This window comes from Mycobacterium sp. AZCC_0083 (genome assembly GCF_014202335.1).
Taxonomy (GTDB): Bacteria; Actinomycetota; Actinomycetes; order Mycobacteriales; family Mycobacteriaceae; genus Mycobacterium.
This window is the reverse complement of the sequence record NZ_JACHGP010000009.1, coordinates 248,727-271,549: the sequence shown is the minus strand read 5'-3', so window position 1 is coordinate 271,549 and position 22,823 is coordinate 248,727. Positions and strand designations below refer to the sequence as shown.

Below are 22,823 nucleotides of genomic sequence, written 5' to 3'. Positions count from 1 at the left end.
TTTTCAGGTGATTTCGCGCCAGCGTCAGCAGGGGTAGCACGCAAAACCCCGCCAGCCGTCGCGCCAGAACCATCCCGGCCCACAGCCCATCCTGCCTGTCCCACCCGCACAATCGAGCCCCTGCACTGTCGGCCTCGGAGCCTGCGGGTACACGGTGACATTCGTATCGTGTGTCACCTGCGCAGCAGTCGCGGTCTGGGCGCTCGCCAACGAGCCGAACAAAATCGATCCCGCGACGACGGCCATGGCAATCCTTCGCATCAAAGTCCTCTTCCGTTTGCGGGCTTGAGTGCGCGTGACGTTACGCTGAAATTGACTCAGCCGTGGATTAACAAGCGGCATTCGGCACGTGGCGCCGGTGGCGCTACGCTGCTGTGTCGTGCAGGAGACGCGCCTCGACACTGCTCGGATCCGGGCGGCTCGCGCGGTAATCGACCCGACATTCCTCGACACTCCGCTGTACCGCTGCGAAGCGTTGGAGCCCGACCTCGGGTGCACGGTGAGCATCAAGCTCGAAACGGCGAACCCGGTGCGCAGCTTCAAGGCTCGGGGCACGGAGATCGTCGCGAGCCTGCTGGCCGACAATGGCTCGCGAGCCGCAGTGTGCGCCAGCGCAGGCAACCTTGGCCAGGCCCTGGCGTGGTCGGGTCGCAGCAGGGGGCTCGACATCACGGTCGTGGCATCCCGCATTGCGTCTGCGGCCAAGCTCGATCGCATCCGCTCGTTGGGTGCCACGTTGGAGTTGGTCGACGGCGACATCGAGATGGCTCGCGAGCGGGCGGCAGCCCTGGCACGCCACCAGGGCATTCGGCTGGTCGAAGACAGCCTCGACGTCGAGACCTGCGACGGCGCGGCGACCATCGGCCTCGAACTGGTAGACACCACACCGTCGTTCGACGCCGTCCTGGTTGCTCTCGGCGGCGGGGCGCTGGCCACCGGAGTGGGTCACGTGATGAAGGCCCTGGCGCCCGACGTCGAGGTGATCTGCGTCCAGCCACTTGGCGCACCGGCGATGACCCACTCGTGGCGCCAACGGCGCGTCGTCACCACCGACACGACCGACACCATCGCGGATGGCGTCGCAGGCCGGCATCCCATCCCGGAAGTCCTGGACGACCTCCTCCTGGTCGTCGACGACGCCGTGCTGGTGAAGGAGGCGTCGATCATCGCTGGTATGCGGATGCTCCTCGATCGCGCCGGCCTCGTCGCCGAGCCGTCGGCCGCGCTCGGCATCGCGGCGATCCTCGAAGACCGTGACCGCTTCGCCGGCCGACACGTCGTCACCATCGTGTGCGGCAGCAACGTCGACCTAGATGCATATCACCGTTGGGTGAAACCCGGACTCCGAGCTTGATGGGAGTCCCACCAGTCGAGCACGCGAATCCCGTACAGCGTCAGCCACTTCGATGGCTCGCCTGCCGGTACGTCGACCTCGAACCACACTCGCCCTGGTAGCCGACCGGACTGCAGCCAGGTGCCGTCGGGCTGCCTCGCGGCACGGATGAGCTCGATCGCGTCGGCCATCCGAGGATCCGGGCGCACGCCGTCCAGCAGCGACACCTGGCGGAAGTACTCGGCCGCGTTGAGCACGTTGTACCGCCAGAGCAGGGGATAGGCGAAGAGGTCCACCCACGGCGCGACCGGCTCGCCCGTGGAGAGCCTGCGAAACAAGCCGCGCTCCAAGAGGTATTCCTCGCCGGAACGCCGGGCAGCGCGCGTCGCGTCGCTACCTCCGGTCTCGGCTTCGTAGGCGAGCAGTCCCTTGAGCGCGTTGAGCGTGGAGTGGAACGACGACCGGGTCGAACCCTCGACCCAATCGCAGTTCCAGCCGCCGTCGGATTGTCGATGTTCGACGAACCAATCGACGATGCCGGTGATGTCGGCGCCGAGCCACAACCCGTTCGCGACCGTCCAGGCGTTGATGCAGCAGTCGACCTCGCCGCTCCAGTACGGCAGGTTCTCGTACTCCCAGCGACTGTTCTCGGCGAGGAACTCGGCCGTGCGGTGCTCGCGCAGACCCGCCGGGTCGAGGCCCCACTCCCGCAGTGAGTTCAGCGTCCACGTCGTCGCCGTCCATGGCTGCCCGGCGCCTTCTTCCCCTTCGGGGCCGTCGAAGTCGAAGTCCGCGGGGAAGAACGCACCGCCGGCCCATTGGCCATCCGAGTCCTGAAGCGCGACAAGGCGTTTGCCGAAGCCTTCGTTCGCGACCCTTGCCCGCGTCGCCTCCCAGACCTCGGCAGGTTCCCGCGCGACGTCGCGCTCGACCTGCCAGCGCAGTGCCGGATCGGAGTCAAGGAGCCACCCGGCCAGGGCCTCGTCCGCCATGACGAGGATTAGGTGCCCGTGTAGGTTTCGGGGTCCGGCCGGAACCGAGTGCCGTCGTCAAGCTTGTTCAGCTGGTCCATGTGCTCGGCGGCCAGTTCGAAGTCGAACACGTCGAAGTTCTCGGCGATGCGCTCGGCGGACGACGAGCGCGAGATCACCACGTTGCCGAGCTGGATGCTCCACCGGATCAGCACCTGCGCAGCGGACTTGCCGTACTCACCGGCGATCGACTGGATGGTCGAGTTCTCCAACAGCTTGCCGACGCCGAGCGGCCCGTACGCCTCGGTCACGACGTCGTGCTCGGCGTTGGCCGCCCGCAACGCGGCTTGATTGAGCAGCGGGTGCAATTCGATCTGGTTTACCGCCGGGACGAAGAACGACAGGTCGATGACGTTCGAGAGGTCCTCCGCGGTGAAGTTGGCGACGCCGATGGACTTGGCGCGGCCGTCTTCCTTCTCCTTCATCATGCCGCCCCAGCTGTGGACGTACCTGCCCGCGTCCCCGCCGGGCCAGTGGATCAGATAGAGGTCGACGTAGTCCAAGCCCAAGCGCTCGAGGCTCGCCTTGCACGCGTCCTGCGCCTTCATGAAGCCCTGGTCCTCGGTGGCCAGCTTCGTGGTCACGAAGATCTCGGCGCGCGGAATCCCCGACGCGGCGACGGCCCGGCCCACCGCCGCCTCGTTGCCGTATGCCGCCGCGGTGTCGATCAGGCGGACGCCGATCTCCAGGGCGGACGAGACGGCGTGTTCGGCTTGCGCCTCGGTCAGCTCACCGACGCCGACACCGAGGACCGGGATGGTGTTCTCGTCGTTGAGAGAGACATTGGGTATCGGGCTGGGTATCGCTGCCGCCGAAGTCATGTCACCTATCCTGTGAAGTTGAACGTCCGTGGATCGGGTCCCAGTCGGGTGCCGTCCTCGAGCGAGGCGATGGACGCCATGTCCTGCTCACTCAGCTCGAAGTCGAACACGTCGAAGTTACTCACAATCCGTTCGGGGTTCACCGATTTCGGGATGACGATATTACCGAGCTGGATGTGCCACCTAATCAGCACCTGCGCTGGCGTTTTGCCGTGGGCGTCGGCGAGCGTGACGACGGTGGGGTTCTGCAGCAGCGAGCCTTGGCCCAGCGGACTCCACGCCTCGGTAGCCACGCCGAGGCGGGCATGTAGCTCCCGCAGTTCGCGTTGCGGCAGGAGGGGATGCAGCTCAATCTGATTGACCGTCGGGACGATTCCCGTGGCGTCGATCAGAATGTTCAGATGCTCGGGCGCGAAGTTGCTGACGCCGATGGAGCGCACGCGGCCCTGGTCGCGCAGATGTGCGAACGCCTTGAAGGTATCGACGTAGGAGTTCGCCTTCGGCATCGGCCAGTGGATGAGGTACAGGTCGAGGTCGTCGACACCCAGCTTCGCGAGGCTGGCGTCGAACGCCTTCAGCGTCTTGTCGTAGCCCTGTTCGGAGTTCCACAGCTTGGTCACCAGGAACACGTCCGAACGCGCGATGCCAGAGTCGGCTGCGCTGCTCAGGGCCCGTCCGACCTCGGCCTCGTTGCCGTACGCTGCGGCGGTATCGACATGCCGGTAGCCCGCCGCCAGCGCCGCGCCGACGGCCCGTTCGGTTTCGTCGGGGGGTGTCTGCCAAACACCCAAGCCGATGACGGGTATTGAATTGCCGTCGTTGAGTAGAACCGAGGGATGTGAAGGACTAGCCATGACGAAGAGTCTGCCAGCAGAGGCTGCGCACGCCGGATCGCCGCTCACCACACCACAGTCGGGGGATCAGCCCGGTCGGGTCCGCATGGCCGCGGTCAACGCCGCCAGCCGTGTCGTGTTGCGCACGCTGCCGAAGATTCCCAAGCCGGTCAAACGGCTGTTGACGCGCCGACGATCCATCACGATCGACGGCAACACCCTGGACACCACGCTGCAACTCATGCTGGCCGCACAACGGTCTGCCGGCCTCGACGGGTTGGTCGCCAGCTGGGACGTGTCGGTGGCGCGCACGCAGTTGCGCAAGCTGGCCGCCATGGTCGACGGGGAGATCGCGGTCGGCGTGAAGGACGTGTCGATACCCGGTCCGGCCTGCACGATCCGCGCCCGCCATTACGTGCCCGTCAACACGCGCGGGACGGAGCCGTTGCTCGTCTTCTTCCACGGAGGCGGCTTCGTGCTCGGCGACATCGACACCCACGACGGCCTGTGTCGACTGATCTGCCGCGACGCCGGCGTGCACGTGCTGTCCATCGACTACCGGCTCGCGCCGGAGCACAAGGCGCCCGCGGCGGGAGAGGACTGCTATGCCGCGTACCGATGGGCGCTGGAGCACGCGGCCGAACTCGGCGCCGACCCCGCGCGGGTCGCGGTTGGCGGCGACAGTGCGGGCGGCAACCTCGCCGCCGTGGTGTCGCTGCAGGCGCGCGACGACGGTGTGCAACTGCCCGCGCTGCAGCTACTGATCTACCCCGTCACCGACTTGAACTCCGAAACCAGGTCCAAGACGCTGTTCGCCGAAGGCTTCTTCCTGACCAAGAAGGACATGGGCTGGTTCCAGGCCAACTACCTGGAGGGCGCATCGATCGACGACACGGACCAACGGGTGGCGCCGCTACTCGCCGAGGACCTCTCGGGCCTGCCGCCCGCGCTGCTGCTCACCGGCGGTTTCGACCCGCTGCGTGACGAGGGCGATCAGTACGCCGCCAAGTTGGCCGCGGCCGGGGTGACCGTCGACCATCGGCAGTACCCGTCACTGGTCCATGGTTTCGCGAACTTCTTCCCACTCGGCGGCGGCAGCGCCACCGCGACCGCCGACTTCGTGTCGGCGCTGAAGGCTCACCTGAGCCGCGGCTGAGACGCCTCGCACCACGCCGGTACCCTTGTCCGCGTGGCCACGAAACCCAAGAAGAACGCCAGTTACGACCTGAAGGCCGCCGATCGCCGGCGCAACATGTTCATCCAGATCGGCCTCACCGCGGTCGTCGTGGTGTTCGCCGTGGCCCTGGTGCTCTACATCGTGATGTCGGGCGACAAGAAGCCGTCCGGTGGCGAGGCGAAGTCGATCCGCGTGGCCTCGAGCAAGCTGATCACCAAGGAGGGCACCACCGAGCCGAAGGCCGTGCTGTCGCTCTACGAGGACTTCCTCTGCCCAGTCTGCGGCCGCTTCGAGCAAGGGTTCGGCAACACGATCAGCCAGCTGATCGAGAGCGGCGCGATCGCCGCCGACTACTACATGGTCGCGATCCTGGACCGACCGGCCAACCAGAACTACTCGTCGCGGTCCGGCGCTGCGGCGTACTGCGTGGCCGACGAAGACAAGACCCCGGACAAGCAGGCGTTCCGACGGTTCCACGCGGCGATGTACGCCCAGCAGCCCAGCGAGACCGGTTCGGTGTTCCCGACCAATACGCAGTTGATCGAGACCGCGCGTCAGGCCGGCGTCGTCGGCAAGGTGCCCGACTGCATCAACGGCGGCCGCTACGTCGACATGGTGAACGGCCTCGCGGGGGCGACGAAGGTGAACGCCACCCCGACGGTGCGGATCAACGGCGAGGACTACCAGTACTCCACGCCCGACGCGTTGGTCGCCAAGATCAAGGAGATCGTCGGTGACGTGCCTGGCCTGACGACGGCGCCGGCTGCCGTCGTCCCGCCGCAGGTCGGTGGACCCGGAGCGGTCGCCCCCGGCTCTCCTGGCGCACCAGGAATCCCGGCCGCACCAGGTGCGCCAGAAGCACCGGCGCCGGCGGAACCCGGCGCCCCGGCCGCACCGGCCGCTCCCGCTCCGGCCGCACCAGGCGCACCGACGCCGTGACCGATACCGCGGCCGGTTTGGAGCCGTCTGCCGATCCGTCGGCCGACCGCTCCGCGGACAGCGTGCCGACCCTGAGCGCAGTGTGGGTGCTCATCGCCGGTGTCGTTGGACTCGCCGCGGCGTTCACGTTGACCATCGAGAAGATCAAGCTGCTCGAAAACCCCGCGTACGTGCCGTCCTGCAGCATCAACCCGGTGCTGTCGTGTGGATCGGTCATGGTCACCCCGCAGGCGGCGGCATTCGGCTTCCCGAACCCGCTGATCGGCATCGTGGCGTTCTCCGTGGTGGTGGTCAGCGGTGTGCTGGCCATCGCCAAAGTGCCGCTGCCACGGTGGTATTGGGCCGGGCTCGCGGTGGGTACGACACTGGGCGTCGTCTTCATCCACTGGCTGATCTACCAGAGCCTCTACACCATCGGCGCGCTGTGCCCGTACTGCATGGTGGTCTGGACCGTGACGATTCCGCTACTGGTGGTGGTTGCGTCGATCGCCGTGCCCCCCACCTCGGGCGTGGTACGCGCGCTTCACCAGTGGCGCTGGTCGCTGGTCGCGCTGTGGTTCACCGGGCTGATTCTGCTGATTCTGGTGCGCTTCTGGGATTACTGGTCGACGCTCATCTGAGCGAAGTCGGCCTTGGCGGGAGGTTAAAGTAACGCGTGATCTCCAAACTCCTGGTCGCCAACCGCGGTGAGATAGCCATCCGCGCATTCCGAGCCGCCTATGAGATGAGCATCTCGACGGTTGCGGTCTACGCGTACGAGGATCGCAACTCGTCACACCGGCTGAAGGCCGACGAGTCATACCAGATCGGCGAGACTGGCCACCCGGTCCGCGCGTACCTCTCGGTCTCCGAGATCATCCGCGTCGCCAAGCACGCGGGTGCCGACGCCGTCTATCCCGGGTACGGATTCCTTTCGGAGAACCCGGAATTGGCCGCAGCGTGCGCCGAGGCGGGCATTACGTTCGTCGGCCCTGGTGCCCACGTGTTGGAGCTGACGGGCAACAAGGCCCGCGCGATCGCCGCGGCGCGGGAGGCCGGCCTGCCGGTGCTCGCGTCATCGGAGCCGTCGGCGTCGGTCGAGGAACTCGTCGGCGTATCGGCGAACATGCAGTTCCCGTTGTTCGTGAAGGCGGTGTCCGGCGGAGGCGGCCGCGGGATGCGGCGGGTCGCCGAACCCGAAGCGCTCGCCGAGGCCATCGAGGCGGCCAGCCGCGAGGCCGAGTCGGCGTTCGGTGATCCGACGGTCTACCTCGAGCAGGCCGTCGTGAACCCGCGCCACATCGAGGTGCAGATCCTTGCCGACGGCAAGGGCAACGTCATCCATCTGTTCGAACGGGACTGCAGTGTGCAGCGCCGCCACCAGAAGGTGATCGAGCTCGCGCCTGCCCCGAACCTGCCAGCCGAACTGCGGGATCGGATGTGCGCCGACGCCGTCGCGTTCGCCAAGCAGATCGGCTACACCTGCGCGGGCACCGTGGAGTTCCTGCTCGACGAGCGCGGCAACCACGTGTTCATCGAGATGAACCCCCGCATCCAGGTCGAGCACACCGTCACCGAGGAGATCACCGACGTCGATCTGGTGGCCAGCCAGCTGCGCATCGCCGCGGGGGAGACCCTCGCGGACCTCGGCCTCAGCCAGGACTCGGTGCAGGTCCGCGGTGCCGCCATGCAGTGCCGGATCACCACCGAGGACCCTGGCAACGGCTTCCGGCCCGATACCGGCCGCATCACCGGCTACCGCTCACCCGGCGGCGCCGGAATCCGGCTCGACGGCGGAACGAACCTCGGCGCGGAGATCGGCGCGCACTTCGACTCGATGCTGGTGAAGCTGACGTGCCGCGGCAGGGACTTCACCACCGCGGTGACGCGCGCCCGCCGCGGGTTGGCGGAGTTCCGGATCCGCGGAGTGTCGACCAACATCCCCTTCCTGCAGGCAGTCGTCGACGACCCCGACTTCCGGGCAGGACGGGTCACCACGTCGTTCATCGACGAACGACCGCACCTGCTCACGGCGCACATTCCCGCCGACCGCGGCACGCGGATGCTCAACTACCTCGCCGAGGTCACCGTCAACACGCCGTACGGCGGCCAGGAGAGGGTCTACCCACAGGACAAGCTGCCCGAGTTCGATCTGCAGACGGTGCCGCAGCCCGGCAGCAAGCAGCGCCTGACCGAATTGGGCCCAGAGGGCTTCGCGACGTGGCTGCGGGACTCGCCTGCCGTCGGCCTGACCGACACCACGTTCCGCGACGCGCACCAGTCGCTGCTCGCGACCAGGGTCCGCACGTCCGGCTTGCTGGTCGTCGCGCCGTACATCGCAAGGATGATGCCGGAGCTGCTGTCCATCGAGTGTTGGGGCGGCGCGACTTACGATGTGGCGCTTCGGTTTCTGAAGGAAGACCCGTGGGAGCGGCTGGCGGCGCTGCGTGAGGCAGTGCCCAACGTCTGCCTGCAGATGTTGCTGCGTGGACGCAACACCGTCGGCTACACCCCGTACCCGGAGGTGGTCACTTCGGCGTTCGTGCAGGAGGCGACCGAAACGGGCATCGACATCTACCGCATCTTCGACGCGTTGAACAACGTCGATTCGATGCGTCCTGCGATCGAAGCGGTGCGCGAAACCGGTTCGGCGGTCGCCGAAGTCGCCATGAGCTACACGGGCGACCTGTCCGACCCCGCCGAGACGCTCTACACGTTGGACTACTACCTCAAGCTGGCCGAGCAGATCGTCGATGCGGGTGCACACGTGCTGGCGATCAAGGACATGGCGGGACTGCTGCGGCCGCCCGCGGCGACGACGTTGGTCGCGGCGTTGCGCAGTCGGTTCGATCTGCCCGTGCACGTGCACACCCACGACACGCCTGGCGGGCAACTGGCCACCTACACCGCAGCGTGGCAGGCAGGCGCCAGCGCGGTCGACGGTGCCGCGGCGCCGCTGGCAGGGACCACCAGCCAGCCCGCGTTGAGCTCCATCGTTGCGGCGGCGGCGCACACCACGTACGACACCGGGTTGTCGCTGCGGGCCATCTGCGATCTCGAGCCGTACTGGGAGACCCTGCGAAAGGTGTACGCGCCCTTTGATGTTGCGGCGTCCGGTCCGCCAGCTCCCACCGGCAGGGTGTACTCCCACGAGATCCCCGGCGGTCAGCTGTCGAACCTGCGCCAGCAGGCCATCGCACTCGGGATGGGGAACCGGTTCGAGGACGTCGAGAACGCGTACGCGGGCGCCGACCGCATCCTGGGTCACCTGGTGAAGGTCACGCCGTCGTCCAAGGTCGTCGGAGACCTCGCGCTCGCCCTCGTCGGCGCGGGCGCAACGGCCGACGAGTTCGCGGCCGATCCGGCGCGATTCGACATCCCCGAGTCCGTGATCGGTTTTCTCCGCGGCGAATTGGGTGATCCGCCGGGTGGATGGCCCGAGCCGTTGCGCACCAAGGCGCTGGCCGGGCGCTCACCGGCCAAGCCGACCGCGTCGCTGACCGTCGAGGACGGTGCGGCTCTTGCCGAGCCAGGCCGTGACCGTCAGGCCACGCTCAACCGGCTGCTGTTTCCCGGTCCGACAAAGGAATTCGAGGCCCACCGCGAGATCTACGGCGACACGTCGCGGCTCAGTGCCAACCAGTTCTACTACGGCCTGCGCCACGGCGACGAACATCGCATCCAGATCGACAAGGGCGTCGACCTCATCATCGGGCTCGAGGCGATCTCCGAGGCCGACGAACGCGGCATGCGCACGGTGATGTGCATCATCAACGGCCAACTCCGGCCAGTGGTGGTGCGCGACCGCAGCATCGCGGTCGACGTCCCCGTCGCCGAGAAGGCCGACCGGACCAACCCGGATCACGTGGCCGCACCGTTTGCAGGCGTCGTCACCGTCAACGTGGCTGCCGACGAGAAGGTGACCGCAGGCCAGACCATCGCGACCATCGAAGCCATGAAGATGGAGGCGGCCATCACCGCACCCAAGGCGGGCACCGTCGCGAGGGTGGCCGTAGCGGCGACCGCTCAGGTCGAGGGCGGTGACCTGCTGGTGGTGGTCAGCTGACCCGGATCGTCGGCGGCCAGTTCGGCGGTCGCCGAATCGCGGTGCCGCAGAGCAATTCCGGAGGCCGGGGTGGCTCGGGTACCCGTCCCACCACCGACCGGGTCCGGGAGTCGCTGTTCAACGTGCTCGACGCGCGCATGGCGCTGGCCGGGTCCACAGTGCTCGATCTGTACGCGGGATCTGGTGCGCTCGGCATCGAAGCGCTGTCGCGAGGCGCGGTATCGGCGACGTTCGTGGAGTCCGACCGGCGGGCGGCCGCCGTCATCACCCAGAACCTCGCCGCGCTTGGCATCACCGGTGGCACGGTCCGCTCGGCCGCCGTCGCCACCGTGCTGGCAGGCGGTACGACGCGGCCCGTCGACCTGGTCTTCGCCGATCCGCCGTACGAGGTGGCCGCCGCCGACGTCGAGGCCGTGCTTGCGGCCCTCGTCGACCGCGGCTGGGTGGCGGACGGAGCGATCGCGGTCGTTGAGCGCGCCGCCTCCGGCCCGGCCTTGACGTGGCCGGCGGGCTGGACGCCGGGACGGGAGCGCCGCTACGGCGACACCCGCCTCGAATTCGGCGAGATCGCGTAGCCTCGTCCACCATGAGTGGCGCCGTATGCCCGGGATCCTTCGATCCAGTGACCCTCGGCCACGTCGACGTCTTCGAGCGCGCCTCTGCTCAGTTCGACGAGGTCGTGGTTGCCGTGTTGGTCAACCCCAACAAGGCCGGGATGTTCACCGTCGACGAGCGCATCGCGATGATCGAGGAAGCGTGCGCGCACTTGCCGAACCTCCGCGTCGAAGCCGGCTCGGGTCTGGTGGTCGACTTCGTCAAGTCGCGCGGTCTGACCGCCATCGTCAAGGGCCTGCGCACCGGCACCGACTTCGAGTACGAACTGCAGATGGCGCAGATGAACAAGCACGTCGCGGGCGTCGACACCTTCTTCGTCGCCACCACCCCGCGCTATTCGTTCGTGTCGTCCTCGCTCGCCAAGGAGGTGGCCACCCTCGGCGGCGACGTCTCGGGGCTGCTGCCCGAACCGGTGAACCAACGGCTACGGGCCAAACTCGACCGCTGATTCCGCCGGGTCAGGTGAACCCGAGGTCGATTCGCGCTTGATCAAGCACCTCGGTGTAGACGGTGCCTGCCGCGTCGATGAGCTTGTCGATCGCACCTGACATGGATGCTTCGTCGCGCAACATCCCCGCATCATCGTTTTCGCCAGCCCCTCCCGGCGTGAGATATCGAAGGATGAACGGGGTCATGTGTTGACCGGAGAAGTCGCTGACCACGGTTGCGAAACCCGGAACGATCTCCGCCATTGGATGGCTTCCCGCCAGCAGCACGCCAAGTGAGCTGTTGAGCGCCTTTCCTCCTTGGGACGCTGCTCCGTTGATGGCCGATTTCAGGGCTTCGCGGTCCGCGGTGTGCGTAGCGAGTACGCCCTTCAGCACACCGACCTGGCCCAAGTAGTCGCTGCACGCAGTTAGAAAGTCGAGGTATGCCTTCTGTCTGTCCGTGCGAACGGACTGTTGCGCGGCGAGGTTTGCGCTGCGGTCCAGTTGATTCGTGTTGACGTAGATCGCCGATCCGGCCGACACGGCGCCGGACACGATTGCCGCACACAATGCGGCGATCAACGCCCATCGGCCGTTGCGACTCGCGATCCTCACTTCGTGTTCGAGGCTGGTCTCGGCCGGGGTGGCAGGCTGCGGTGGGCTCGGGCTCGCGGGCGTCGGGGTTGGTTCGGCCTCTGATGGCTCGGGCTCGGCAACGGCGTCCATTCGGCCAATTCAACCTCGTAGAGAGCGCCGAACAGGGTCAATGTCCCAGATCTGGACGAGAACACCGCGACACACCGGCGCGGCAAACATAGTCACAGGCGTAACACCAGGCACACTGGTAACCATCAACTAGTGGTGGAGGATCTTGCCGTGTACCGAGTATTCGAAGCGCTCGACGAGCTCGGCGCGATCGTGGAAGAAGCCCGCGGCGTCCCGATGACCGCAGGTTGCATGGTGCCCCGGGGCGACGTCCTCGAGTTGCTCGACGACATCAAGGACGCCATTCCTGGGGAGCTGGACGACGCCCAAGACGTGCTCGACGCCCGCGACGCGATGCTGCGTGACGCCAAGGAGCACGCCGACTCGATGGTCGCGACGGCAACGGCCGAGGCCGACTCGCTGATCAACCATTCCCGCAGTGACGCCGACCGTCTGCTCGCCGACGCCAAGGGTCAAGCCGACCGGATGGTCGCCGAGGCGCGTCAGCACAGTGACCGCATGGTCGCCGAGGCCCGCGACGAGGCCAATCGCATCGGGGTCGCCGCGAAGCGTGAGTACGAGGCCAGCACCGGACGCGCGAAGTCCGAGGCCGACCGGCTGATCGAGAACGGCAACCTCTCCTACGAGAAGGCCGTTCAAGAGGGCATCAAGGAGCAGCAGCGTCTGGTGTCGCAGACCGAGATCGTTCAGACCGCGACGAACGAGGCAACCCGGCTCGTCGACACGGCGCACGCCGAGGCGGACCGGCTGCGCGGGGAGTGTGACATCTACGTCGACAGCAAGCTCGCCGAGTTCGAGGAGTACCTGAACGGCACGCTGCGCTCGGTCGGCCGCGGTCGCCATCAGCTGCGTACGGCCGCGGGCACGCACGACTACGCCCAGCGCTGACCTCCGGACATGCTGGGCGCAGCATGCGCCGCCGTTAAGATTGCCGCCATGGCAGCGAAGTCGGGACATCGAAGAAGGAGCGACTGGCACTCGCCGTTCGTGATCGACGTGTCCCGGCTCGGCCGCCGGGCGGGTTCGATGGTGGAGCTCACCGAGACCGTGACCGCACCGGCGCGCATCGGCATCGCACTGCTCGGCATCGCAAAGGGCGCACCCGTCGAACTCGACCTGCGGCTGGAGTCGGTATCGGAAGGCGTGCTGGTCACCGGGACCGTTGCGGCACCAACGACGGGGGAGTGCGCGCGCTGCCTCACCCCGATTACCGGCGACGTCGAGATCCACCTAACGGAGTTGTTCGCCTACCCGGACAGCGCCACCGAGGCCACCACCGAGGAGGACGAGGTCGGTCACGTCGTCGACGACACCATCGACTTGGAACAGCCGATCATCGACGCGATCGGCCTCGAGCTCCCGTTCTCCCCGGTGTGCGAAGACGACTGCCCCGGCCTGTGCCCGCAGTGCGGCGTGCGGCTCGCCGACGCCGAACCAGATCATCAGCACGACCTGATCGACCCTCGCTGGGCGAAGCTTGCAGCTGTGTTTCCCTCCAAGCCGACCTCCGAACCGAACGGCGAGGATCCGGCAAAGCCCGGAGGGCCTGCGTGACGGTCGACCGCACGCCGCTGCTCAAGGCGCTGGGCGTGGAGCTGCCCGATGGACTGCTCACCGTGGCGCTGACGCACCGCAGCTTTGCCTACGAGAATGGCGGCCTGCCGACCAACGAGCGGCTCGAGTTCCTCGGCGACGCCGTGCTCGGGCTGGTCATCACCGCGGAGATCTTCGCCAAGTACCCGGACCGCACCGAGGGCGAACTGGCCAAGCTGAAGTCCGCCGTCGTCAACACCCAGGCGCTCGCGCAGATCGCTCGGGAGCTGACCGACGACGGTCTCGGTTCATATCTGCTGTTGGGCCGAGGAGAGCTCGCCAGTGGCGGACCGCAGAAGGCGAACCTTCTTGCCGACGGCATGGAGTCGTTGCTCGGCGCGACGTACACCGAACACGGACACGAGGTGGCCCGCGAGGTCATTCTCCGCTTGTTCGGCGAATTGCTGGAAACCGCGGCCACTCTCGGCGCCGGACTGGATTGGAAGACCAGCCTGCAGGAGCTCTCGGCGGCGCGCAGGATCGGCGTGCCGTCCTACGTCTTGACCTCGACCGGCCCCGAACACGACAAGTACTTCACCGCGCGCGCCGTGGTGAACGGCTCCGACTACGGAGAAGGTAGCGGCCGGACCAAGAAGGAGGCTGAACAACAGGCGGCCGCCGCTGCGTACGCCGCGCTGGAAGCGGCGCCGGCCGAGGATGCTTGAGTTGAATGCCTGAACTGCCCGAGGTCGAGGTCGTTCGGCGCGGACTGGAGGCGTACGTCACCGGCCGCAGCATCACCGCGGTGCGGGTGCACCATCCCCGCGCGGTCCGCAGACACGAGGCCGGCCCCGCCGATCTCACCGCACGGCTGCTCGACTCGACGATCACCGGCACCGGTCGGCGCGGGAAGTTCCTCTGGCTGACCCTCGGCGACAACGAGGCCCTTGTGGTCCATCTCGGCATGAGTGGGCAGATGCTGTTGGGGCCCGTCTCGAAGCCCGAACATCTGCGGATTGCGGCGCTTCTCGACGACGGCACCACGGTGAGCTTCGTCGACCAGCGCACGTTCGGTGGCTGGATGCTCTCCGATCTCGTCACCGTCGACGGGACCGAGGTGCCCGAGCCGGTCGCACACATCGCCCGTGATCCTCTCGACCCGTTGTTCGACCGTGCCGCGGTGGTAAAGGTGTTGCGGGGCAAGCACTCCGAGATCAAGCGCCAGCTGCTCGACCAGACCGTCGTGTCGGGCATCGGCAACATCTACGCCGACGAGTCGCTGTGGCGGTCGAAGGTCAACGGCGCACGGCTGGCCTCGACGTTGTCGAAGCCCACGCTTGGCGCGATCCTTGACCATGCGGGTGACGTCATGCGCGACGCGCTCGACCAGGGCGGCACGTCGTTCGACTCGATGTACGTCAACGTCAACGGCGAGTCCGGTTACTTCGAACGCTCGCTGGACGCCTACGGCCGCGAGGGTGAGCCATGCGGGCGCTGTGGCGCGGTGATGCGACGGGAGAAGTTCATGAACCGCTCGTCGTACTACTGCCCGAAATGCCAGCCGCGACCACGACGTTGATCTCAACACGGCGCGAGCGCGCGCAGACTGCTGGTTTTTCGCGGCGTGTCGTGTGCAAACACGCGCGCTCGCGATAGGAAAGGAACCACATGACGGATCTCTGGGTTGAGCGCACGGGCGTGCGCCGCTACACCGGCCGCAGTTCGCGGGGCGCGGAGGTGCTCATCGGGTCGGAGGACGTCGAGGGCGTCTTCACCCCCGGCGAGCTGCTCAAGATCGCGTTGGCCGCGTGCAGCGGGATGAGCAGCGACCATCCGCTGCGCAGCCGGCTCGGCGACGACTACCAGACGACGATCAAAGTGTCCGGCCCCGCCGACCGCGCTCGGGAGCGCTATCCGCTCATCGAGGAGAACCTCGTCATCGACCTGTCGGGACTGTCCGAGGACGAGATCGTGAAGCTGAAGACTGTGGTCGAACGGTCCATCGACAAGGTGTGCACCGTGGGACGGACCCTGAAGTCCGGCACCGAGGTCACGTTCGAAGTGACCAATAGTGGCCAATCCTGACCAAGAGGTCCGGCTGACGGCCTGGGTGCACGGCTACGTCCAGGGTGTGGGTTTCCGGTGGTGGACCCGGTCCCGGGCGTTGGAACTGGGGCTGACGGGGTTCGCCGCCAACAAGCAGGACGGGCGCGTGCACGTCGTCGCGCAGGGTCCGCGGGCGTCCTGCGAGCGACTGCTTGACCTGCTGCGGAGCGGCGAAACCCCAGGCAGCGTGGATACCGTGGTGGCGGACTGGTCCGACACCACGGAGCCGTTCGTGGGCTTCGGCGAGAGATAGCCCGACGCGGCGGTAGTGTGGCACGTCGTGCACCTCAAGAGTCTGACGCTGAAGGGTTTCAAATCCTTCGCGTCGCCGACGACTCTTCGCTTCGAACCCGGTATCACCTGCGTCGTTGGGCCCAACGGATCGGGTAAGTCCAACGTCGTCGACGCCTTGACGTGGGTGATGGGCGAGCAGGGCGCCAAGACACTGCGCGGCGGCAAGATGGAAGACGTCATCTTCGCAGGCACGTCGTCGCGGGCGCCGCTGGGCCGCGCCGAGGTGACGCTGACGATCGACAACTCCGACAACGCACTGCCGATCGAGTACTCCGAGGTGTCCATCACGCGGCGCATGTTCCGCGACGGCGCCGGCGAATACGAGATCAACGGCAGCAGTTGCCGATTGATGGATGTACAGGAACTCCTGAGCGACTCCGGCATCGGCCGCGAGATGCACGTCATCGTCGGTCAGGGCAAGTTGTCCGAGATCCTCGAATCCCGCCCCGAGGACCGCCGGGCGTTCATCGAGGAAGCCGCTGGTGTGCTCAAGCACCGCAAGCGCAAGGAGAAGGCGGTCCGCAAGCTCGACTCGATGTCGGCCAACCTCGCGCGCCTTACCGACCTCACCACCGAGTTGCGCCGCCAGCTCAAGCCGCTGGGCAGGCAAGCCGAGATGGCCCGCCGCGCCCAGACCATCCAGGCCGATCTGCGCGACGCCCGGCTGCGACTGGCGGCCGACGACCTGGTCAAACGGCAGGCCGAGTTCGACGACACCAACCAGGCCGAGACGACGCTGCGCAAGGATCACGACGACCTCGCGACCCGCCTGGACGAGGCGACCTTCGAACTGGCGGCCCACGAGTCTGCAGTGTCGGGTCTCACCGGGAGGGCCGAAGCGGCACAGCAGACGTGGTTCCGGCTGTCGGCGTTGGCCGAACGGCTCTCTGCGACGGTCCGGATCGCCTCCGAGCGCGCCCAGCACCTCGAGATCGGCATCGAGGCATCCTCCGGCCCCGACCCGGAGGCCCTTGAGGCCGAAGCCGAAGAGGTCGCCGCCCGCGAACGGGAACTCATCGCCGCACTCAACGAGTCGAAGGAACTGCTCGAGGCAACTCGCGCTGAGCTCGCCGAGCGCGAAAGCATTGCGGCAGAAGCGGAACGCTCGCACATGGCCGCGACCCGCGCCGAAGCCGATCGTCGGGAGGGGCTGGCCCGGCTCGCAGGCCAGGTCGACACCATGCGCACCCGCGTCGAGTCGATCGACGAGGGCGTCGCGCGGCTGTCGGTGGGCATCGAGGAGTCCGCGAGCCGGGTCCAGGTGACGAAGGCCGAGTTCGAGACGGTGCAGGCGCGCGTCGGCGAGCTCGACGCAGGCGAGGTGGGCCTCGACGATCACCACGACCGCACCGTCACCGCCCTGCGGCTGGCCGACGAGCGGGTAGCCGAATTACAAGCGGCCGAACGCGGCGCCGAACGACAGGTGGCCTCGCTTCGGGCGCGCATCGACGCGCTGTCGGTTGGCCTTGACCGCAAGGACGGCGCGGCCTGGCTGCAGGAGAACCACACCGGCCCAGGGCTTTTCGGCTCCGTCGCCAAGATGGTCCGGGTCCGCCCCGGTTACGAGGTGGCGGTGGCCGCGGTGCTGGGTGCGGCCGCTGACGCCCTCGCCGCCGACGACTTCGGTGCCGCCCGTGCGGCGGTCACTGCACTCAAGGACCGCGACGGCGGACGCGCCGCGATCGTGCTCGGCGATTGGCCCGACAACGCTGCCCCGCATGGCGACTCGGGGGGTCCGTTGCCCGACGGTGCGCAGTGGGCCCTCGAACTGGTCGACGCCCCAGCGCGGCTGCGTGGCGCGTTCACCGCTCTGCTGGCAAGGGTTGTGGTCGTCGACCACCTAGGCGCTGCGCTCGACCTCGTCGCGACGCGTCCGCAACTGCGTGCCGTGACGACGGACGGCGACATCGTCGGTGCGGGATGGGTCAACGGCGGCTCCGATCGCAAGCCGAGCACCCTGGAGATCACCTCGGAGATCGAGAAGGCCCGCGTCGAACTCGAAGCCAGCGAGCGGCAGACCCGCGAGCTGTCGGCCGCGTTGTCGGGCGCGCTCGCCGAGCAGTCGGCGCGGCAGGACTCCGCCGAGCAGGCGCTGGCCGCGCTCAACGAATCCGATGCCGCGATCTCGTCGATCTACGAGCAGCTCGGCCGACTTGGTCAGGACGCCAGGGCCTCCGAGGACGAATGGCAGCGTTTGATCAAGCAGCGCGACGAGCTCGAGATGGGCCGGGTAGCCACGGTCGAGGAACTGACCGAGCTCGAGACCCGTCTGCACAATGCGCAACAGGCACCCACGATGGAGTCCCAGCCGGTCGATCGCCTGGAGTCGACGGCCGCGGCCGAGGCCGCCCGCTCTGCCGAGGTGGAGGCCCGGCTCTCCGTGCGCACCGCCGAAGAACGCGCGAATGCCGTTCGCGGCAAGGCGGATTCGCTGCGCAGGGCTGCCGCGGCCGAGCGGGAGTCGCGGATGCGTGCACAGCGGGCGCGTGACGCCCGCCAGCACGCCGCGACGGTTGCGGCGGCGGTCGCCGAATCGGGACGCCTGGTGGCCGCGAGGCTTGCGTCTGCCGTCGCGGTGGCCGAGCGCAACCGCAACGAGTTGGCCGTCGAACGTACCCATCGCGGCGAGGCGCTCACCAAGGCGCGCGCCGAGGTCAACGAGCTCAGCACCAGGATCGCCGCCATCACCGACGCGCTTCATCGCGACGAAGTCGCCAAAGCCCAAGCGGCGCTTCGCATCGAGCAACTCGAGCAGCATGCCCTCGAACAGTTCGGCATGGCCGTCGCCGACCTCGTCGCCGAATACGGGCCCGAGGTGTCGTTGCCGCCAACCGAATTGGAGATGGCCGAGTACGAACAGGCCAAGGAGCGCGGCGAGCAGGTCACCGCGCCGGCTCCTCTGCCGTTCGACCGGCCCACCCAGGAACGGCGCGCCAAGAAGGCAGAACGCGAACTCGCCGAACTCGGCCGGGTAAACCCGCTGGCGCTGGAGGAGTTCGCCGCGCTGGAGGAGCGGTACAACTTCCTGTCCACCCAGCTCGAGGACGTGAAGGCCGCGCGCAAGGACCTGCTCGATGTGATCGCCGACGTCGACGACCGCATCCTGCAGGTTTTCGCGGAGGCGTACGCCGACGTGGAGCGGGAGTTCACCCAGGTCTTCGCGACGCTGTTCCCCGGCGGTGAGGGCAGGCTGCTGCTGACCAACCCCGACGACATGCTCACCACGGGCATCGAGGTGGAGGCCCGCCCGCCCGGCAAGAAGATCAAGCGGCTCTCGCTGCTGTCCGGTGGCGAGAAGTCGCTGACCGCCGTGGCGATGCTGGTCGCGATCTTCCGCGCCCGTCCGTCGCCGTTCTACGTCATGGACGAGGTCGAGGCTGCGCTGGACGACGTCAACCTTCGCCGCCTGATCAGTCTGTTCGAGCAGCTGCGCGAGGTTTCCCAGCTGATCGTGATCACACACCAGAAGCCGACGATGGAGATCGCCGACGCGCTGTACGGCGTGACGATGCGCGACGACGGCATCACGACGGTGATCTCGCAGAGGATGCGCGGCCAGGAGCTGATTTCGGCGGGCAAGAGCGAAGCGACCGGGGGGTAGTTGTGGCTGGTAAGGCCGAGGCGCCCTGAGCCGCTGGTAATCACCGCCCGCCGACCCTGAGACAATGCTGCGGTGTCCCAAGGTTTGTGGATCGCACTCGCGATCGTTGCCGTCCTCGTCGTAGCCGCCCTCGTCCTAGGGCTGGTGCGCTACCGCCGACGGCAGGTCAGCCTGTCCAAGCCGGACGCTGCCACACCAGTGGACAGGTCGGGCGGTTACACGGCGTCGTCAGGCATCACCTTCAGCCAGGCCACGGAGACCCGGGAACCCGTCGAGGCGCCGGCCCCACCCCAGGAACGCATCGACACCAGCGGTCTCCCCGCGGTCGGGGACGACGCGACCATCCCGCGCGACGCACCCAAGCGGACGATCTCCGACGTTCGGCTTCCCGAGCCACCCGTCGAGGCCCCGCCGGAGCCAGCCGCACCCGACGTCGAGGCCATCGAACCGGCCGACGGCAGGCTGGAGCGGCTACGCGGACGGCTCGCCAAGTCGCAGAGCACCCTCGGGCGCAGCATGCTGGGCCTGCTCGGCGGCGGTGACCTCGACGAGGAGTCGTGGGAGTCGGTCGAGGACACCCTGCTGATCGCCGATCTGGGCCCGGTCGTCACCCAATCCGTCGTCGCCGCGTTGCGCTCGGAGATGGCGAGCAACAACGTCCGCTGCGAGGCGGACGCCCGCGCCGTGCTGCGCTCCGTCCTGATCTCGGCGTTGCAGCCCGGCCTCGACCGCTCGATCAAGGCGCTGCCGCACGACGACAAACCGTCGGTGCTGCTGGTCGTCGGCGTCAACGGAACCGGCAAGACCACCACCGTCGGCAAGCTCGCCCGCGTGCTCGTCGCCGACGGCCGTCGCGTGGTGCTCGGTGCAGCCGATACCTTCCGCGCAGCGGCAGCCGACCAGTTGCAGAGCTGGGGCTCCAGGGTCGGCGCGGAGGTCGTGCGTGGCCCCGAGGGCGCCGATCCGGCGTCGGTGGCGTTCGACGCCGTCGACAAGGGGATCGAGACCGGGGCCGACGTGGTGGTGATCGACACCGCGGGCCGGCTGCACACCAAGACCGGCCTGATGGACGAACTCGGCAAGGTCAAGCGCGTGGTCAGCAAGCGTGCGGAGGTCGACGAGGTGCTGCTGGTGCTCGACGCCACGATCGGCCAGAACGGGCTGCCCCAGGCACGGGTCTTCGCCGAAGTCGTCGACATCACCGGCGTGGTGCTGACCAAACTGGACGGAACTGCCAAGGGCGGGATCGTCTTTCGGGTTCAGCAGGAGCTCGGTGTGCCCGTCAAGCTGGTCGGGCTCGGCGAGGGGCCCGACGACCTGGCACCGTTCGAGCCCGCTGCGTTCGTCGATGCGCTCTTGGGTTGACGCGCTCTAGGCGGCTAATCGTCGCAGGTCCCCGAGGTCCGCATATTGCGTGACAAGGGGATTAACACCGCCGAAACGCAATCCATAGATCCGTTCACACGAGCGAAACACGGGCGCGTCATCCGCGAAACAACCACTGCGCATTGTCACTGCCTAGGTCAACGGTGCCTAACCGTGGCATGGGCGAAGGAGGAAACTGCGAGTGGATGGCTTCCCGATAATGGGTATCCCCGACACAGGGGATACGGCATGGATGCTGGCGAGTTCCGCACTGGTGTTGCTGATGACTCCGGGACTCGCGTTCTTCTACGGCGGCATGGTGCGCGCCAAGGGCGTGCTCAACATGCTGATGATGAGCATCAGCGCCATGGGTGTCGTGACGGTGCTGTGGGTGCTGTACGGCTACTCGCTGTCCTTCGGCAATGACGTCGGTAACTTCGTCGGCGACCCGACGCAGTACTGGGGACTCAAGGGTCTCATCGGCGGTAACGCTGTTGCCGCGGTTCCCGCGGATCCCAGCACCGGGACTGCCGCGGTCGATGCGGTGAACATCCCACTGGCAGGCACGATCCCGCAATTGGTGTTCGTGATGTTCCAGCTGATGTTCGCGATCATCACCGTGGCCCTGGTCTCCGGCGCCATCGCCGATCGCATGAAGTTCGGGGCCTGGCTGGTGTTCGCGGGTCTGTGGGCGACATTCGTCTACTTCCCCGTCGCGCACTGGGTGTTCGCCTTCGACGGCTTCACCGGTGAGACCGGTGGCTGGATTGCGAACAAACTCAAGGCAATCGACTTCGCCGGTGGTACTGCGGTCCACATCAACTCGGGTGCCGCCGGCCTGGCATTGGCCATCGTTCTTGGTAAGCGCAAGGGCTGGCCCGGGGCGCCGATGCGACCGCACAACCTGCCGTTCGTGATGCTGGGCGCCGGTCTGCTGTGGTTCGGTTGGTACGGATTCAACGCCGGTTCGGCTCTTAGCTCGGGTGGCATCGCGGCGTCGACATTCGTGACCACCACCGTTGCTACCGGTACCGCCATGCTGGCCTGGCTGCTCGTCGAGAAGATCCGCGACGGGCACGCCACCTCGTTGGGTGCCGCGTCGGGCATCGTGGCTGGCCTCGTCGCGATCACGCCGTCCTGTTCGTCGGTCAACGTGCTCGGTGCGCTGGCGGTCGGTTTCATCGGCGGCGCGTTGTGTGCGCTGGCTGTGGGGCTGAAGTTCAAGTTCGGCTTCGACGATGCCCTCGACGTAGTCGGGGTGCACATGATCGGTGGTCTCACCGGTACCTTGCTGATCGGTTTCCTCGCGGCGCCCGAGGCGCCCGCTGCCGTGAAGGGGTTGTTCTACGGCGGTGGATTCGATCAACTGTGGCGCCAGGCGATCGGTGCGTTCGCGGTTCTCGCGTACTCGTTCATCGTTACGACTATCTTGGCGTTGATCCTGAAATACACCATTGGCCTTCGCCTCGGTGAAGAAGATGAGGTCAACGGCATCGATGAGGCCGAGCACGCTGAAACCGGTTATGACTTCAGCACAGTCGGCAGCACCTCGGTTCTCGGCCAGCACAGCTCGGAGGTATGAGGGAAATGAAGCTGATCACTGCGATCGTCAAGCCGTTCACTCTCGAAGACGTCAAGACGGGTCTCGAACAGTCGGGCATCCTCGGAATGACCGTCAGTGAGGTACAGGGCTACGGACGCCAGAAGGGCCACACAGAGGTCTACCGAGGTGCGGAGTACTCCGTCGACTTCGTGCCGAAGGTGCGAGTCGAGGTCCTGGTGGACGACTCCGCCGTCGACAAGGTGGTGGACGTCATCGTCCAAGCGGCCCGCACCGGCAAGATCGGTGACGGCAAGGTGTGGGTCAGTCCAGTCGACACCGTAGTGCGGGTACGCACCGGTGAACGGGGGACCGACGCCATCTGATGCACCTGTGAACCGATCCATCTGAGGCTCCGTCTCCCGGACGAGCACCG

At 67.3% G+C, this 22,823-nt stretch carries 21 protein-coding genes; 17 read left to right on the top strand and 4 right to left on the bottom strand.

The window, feature by feature from the left end:
• The first annotated feature begins 379 nt into the window (after nt 1-379).
• The gene (locus HNP02_RS23455; protein ID WP_184442872.1) at nt 380-1,354 is read left to right on the top strand and encodes a threonine/serine dehydratase; all 975 of its coding nucleotides are present in this window, start codon (nt 380-382) and stop codon (nt 1,352-1,354) included.
• On the opposite strand, the gene HNP02_RS23450 is transcribed toward HNP02_RS23455, so the two are convergent.
• Genes HNP02_RS23450 through HNP02_RS23440 form a run of 3 tightly spaced genes read right to left on the bottom strand, consistent with a single transcriptional unit; the run spans nt 1,321 to nt 4,039 of the window.
• A complete protein-coding gene (locus tag HNP02_RS23450) occupies nt 1,321-2,325 on the bottom strand; it encodes a squalene cyclase (protein WP_184442871.1) in 1,005 nt (334 codons plus the stop codon). The genes HNP02_RS23455 and HNP02_RS23450 overlap by 34 nt on opposite strands.
• 8 nt (nt 2,326-2,333) lie before the next feature.
• Nucleotides 2,334-3,185, bottom strand: a complete 852-nt coding sequence (locus tag HNP02_RS23445) for an aldo/keto reductase (protein ID WP_184442870.1) — start codon at nt 3,183-3,185, stop codon at nt 2,334-2,336.
• A 5-nt stretch (nt 3,186-3,190) separates the two neighbouring features.
• The gene (locus HNP02_RS23440; protein WP_184442869.1) at nt 3,191-4,039 is read right to left on the bottom strand and encodes an aldo/keto reductase; all 849 of its coding nucleotides are present in this window, start codon (nt 4,037-4,039) and stop codon (nt 3,191-3,193) included.
• On the opposite strand from HNP02_RS23440, the gene HNP02_RS23435 reads away from it, so the two are divergent.
• The 6 genes from HNP02_RS23435 to coaD are packed head-to-tail and all read left to right on the top strand — an operon-like array spanning nt 4,038 to nt 11,242.
• Complete coding sequence (locus HNP02_RS23435; RefSeq protein WP_184442868.1) at nt 4,038-5,174, top strand: alpha/beta hydrolase; 1,137 nt, start codon at nt 4,038-4,040, stop codon at nt 5,172-5,174. The two genes, HNP02_RS23440 and HNP02_RS23435, sit on opposite strands and share 2 nt — an antisense overlap.
• A 33-nt stretch (nt 5,175-5,207) precedes the next feature.
• On the top strand, nt 5,208-6,134 hold the full coding sequence (locus tag HNP02_RS23430; RefSeq protein WP_184442867.1) for a thioredoxin domain-containing protein: 927 nt from the start codon (nt 5,208-5,210) through the stop codon (nt 6,132-6,134).
• The gene (locus tag HNP02_RS23425; RefSeq protein WP_184442866.1) at nt 6,131-6,754 is read left to right on the top strand and encodes a vitamin K epoxide reductase family protein; all 624 of its coding nucleotides are present in this window, start codon (nt 6,131-6,133) and stop codon (nt 6,752-6,754) included. Before HNP02_RS23430 ends, HNP02_RS23425 begins: the two co-directional genes overlap by 4 nt.
• Before the next feature lie 35 nt (nt 6,755-6,789).
• On the top strand, nt 6,790-10,179 hold the full coding sequence (locus HNP02_RS23420; RefSeq protein WP_184442865.1) for a pyruvate carboxylase: 3,390 nt from the start codon (nt 6,790-6,792) through the stop codon (nt 10,177-10,179).
• Complete coding sequence (rsmD, locus tag HNP02_RS23415) at nt 10,176-10,754, top strand: 16S rRNA (guanine(966)-N(2))-methyltransferase RsmD (protein ID WP_184443002.1); 579 nt, start codon at nt 10,176-10,178, stop codon at nt 10,752-10,754. The genes HNP02_RS23420 and rsmD overlap by 4 nt, the downstream gene beginning before the upstream one ends.
• Nucleotides 10,755-10,765: 11 nt before the next feature.
• On the top strand, nt 10,766-11,242 hold the full coding sequence (gene coaD, locus HNP02_RS23410; protein ID WP_184442864.1) for a pantetheine-phosphate adenylyltransferase: 477 nt from the start codon (nt 10,766-10,768) through the stop codon (nt 11,240-11,242).
• Between the two features lie 10 nt (nt 11,243-11,252).
• On the opposite strand, the gene HNP02_RS23405 is transcribed toward coaD, so the two are convergent.
• Nucleotides 11,253-11,948, bottom strand: coding sequence for a hypothetical protein (locus HNP02_RS23405; protein ID WP_184442863.1), 696 nt, complete (start codon nt 11,946-11,948; stop codon nt 11,253-11,255).
• Between the two features lie 150 nt (nt 11,949-12,098).
• Here HNP02_RS23405 and sepIVA point away from each other — a divergent pair, with 150 nt between their 5' ends.
• The 10 genes from sepIVA to HNP02_RS23355 all read left to right on the top strand — a co-directional run bounded on the left by sepIVA (nt 12,099) and on the right by HNP02_RS23355 (nt 22,773).
• Nucleotides 12,099-12,836, top strand: a complete 738-nt coding sequence (sepIVA, locus tag HNP02_RS23400; protein ID WP_184442862.1) for a cell division protein SepIVA — start codon at nt 12,099-12,101, stop codon at nt 12,834-12,836.
• A gap of 48 nt (nt 12,837-12,884) precedes the next feature.
• Nucleotides 12,885-13,502: a DUF177 domain-containing protein gene (locus HNP02_RS23395; RefSeq protein WP_184442861.1), complete on the top strand. Its 618-nt coding sequence runs from the start codon at nt 12,885-12,887 to the stop codon at nt 13,500-13,502.
• Nucleotides 13,499-14,206 carry a ribonuclease III gene (rnc, locus tag HNP02_RS23390; RefSeq protein WP_184442860.1) on the top strand — a complete coding sequence of 236 codons (708 nt, stop codon included), beginning with the start codon at nt 13,499-13,501 and terminating at the stop codon, nt 14,204-14,206. Before HNP02_RS23395 ends, rnc begins: the two co-directional genes overlap by 4 nt.
• Nucleotides 14,207-14,211: 5 nt before the next feature.
• Nucleotides 14,212-15,060 (top strand): bifunctional DNA-formamidopyrimidine glycosylase/DNA-(apurinic or apyrimidinic site) lyase, encoded by an 849-nt coding sequence (mutM, locus tag HNP02_RS23385; RefSeq protein ID WP_184442859.1) that lies wholly within the window; start codon nt 14,212-14,214, stop codon nt 15,058-15,060.
• 89 nt (nt 15,061-15,149) lie between these two features.
• Complete coding sequence (locus tag HNP02_RS23380; protein ID WP_184442858.1) at nt 15,150-15,566, top strand: OsmC family protein; 417 nt, start codon at nt 15,150-15,152, stop codon at nt 15,564-15,566.
• Entirely contained in the window at nt 15,553-15,840 is a 288-nt protein-coding gene (locus HNP02_RS23375) for an acylphosphatase (RefSeq protein ID WP_184442857.1), read from the top strand. The genes HNP02_RS23380 and HNP02_RS23375 overlap by 14 nt, the downstream gene beginning before the upstream one ends.
• Nucleotides 15,841-15,867: 27 nt before the next feature.
• Complete coding sequence (smc, locus tag HNP02_RS23370; protein WP_184442856.1) at nt 15,868-19,482, top strand: chromosome segregation protein SMC; 3,615 nt, start codon at nt 15,868-15,870, stop codon at nt 19,480-19,482.
• Between the two features lie 72 nt (nt 19,483-19,554).
• Entirely contained in the window at nt 19,555-20,847 is a 1,293-nt protein-coding gene (gene ftsY / locus HNP02_RS23365; RefSeq protein ID WP_184442855.1) for a signal recognition particle-docking protein FtsY, read from the top strand.
• A 202-nt stretch (nt 20,848-21,049) separates the two neighbouring features.
• A complete protein-coding gene (locus HNP02_RS23360; RefSeq protein ID WP_184442854.1) occupies nt 21,050-22,429 on the top strand; it encodes an ammonium transporter in 1,380 nt (459 codons plus the stop codon).
• 5 nt (nt 22,430-22,434) lie between these two features.
• The gene (locus tag HNP02_RS23355) at nt 22,435-22,773 is read left to right on the top strand and encodes a P-II family nitrogen regulator (RefSeq protein ID WP_184442853.1); all 339 of its coding nucleotides are present in this window, start codon (nt 22,435-22,437) and stop codon (nt 22,771-22,773) included.
• Nucleotides 22,774-22,823 lie beyond the last annotated feature (50 nt).

What these genes read in the sequence shown, in the direction of transcription:
- HNP02_RS23450 (WP_184442871.1), bottom strand. Translation starts at nt 2,325, where the DNA reads ATGGCGGACGAGGCCCTGGCCGGGTGGCTCCTTGACTCCGATCCGGCA.
- HNP02_RS23445 (WP_184442870.1), bottom strand. Translation starts at nt 3,185, where the DNA reads ATGACTTCGGCGGCAGCGATACCCAGCCCGATACCCAATGTCTCTCTC.
- HNP02_RS23435 (WP_184442868.1), top strand. Translation starts at nt 4,038, where the DNA reads ATGACGAAGAGTCTGCCAGCAGAGGCTGCGCACGCCGGATCGCCGCTC.
- HNP02_RS23440 (WP_184442869.1), bottom strand. Translation starts at nt 4,039, where the DNA reads ATGGCTAGTCCTTCACATCCCTCGGTTCTACTCAACGACGGCAATTCA.
- coaD (WP_184442864.1), top strand. Translation starts at nt 10,766, where the DNA reads ATGAGTGGCGCCGTATGCCCGGGATCCTTCGATCCAGTGACCCTCGGC.
- HNP02_RS23405 (WP_184442863.1), bottom strand. Translation starts at nt 11,948, where the DNA reads ATGGACGCCGTTGCCGAGCCCGAGCCATCAGAGGCCGAACCAACCCCG.
- HNP02_RS23395 (WP_184442861.1), top strand. Translation starts at nt 12,885, where the DNA reads ATGGCAGCGAAGTCGGGACATCGAAGAAGGAGCGACTGGCACTCGCCG.
- mutM (WP_184442859.1), top strand. Translation starts at nt 14,212, where the DNA reads ATGCCTGAACTGCCCGAGGTCGAGGTCGTTCGGCGCGGACTGGAGGCG.
- HNP02_RS23380 (WP_184442858.1), top strand. Translation starts at nt 15,150, where the DNA reads ATGACGGATCTCTGGGTTGAGCGCACGGGCGTGCGCCGCTACACCGGC.
- HNP02_RS23355 (WP_184442853.1), top strand. Translation starts at nt 22,435, where the DNA reads ATGAAGCTGATCACTGCGATCGTCAAGCCGTTCACTCTCGAAGACGTC.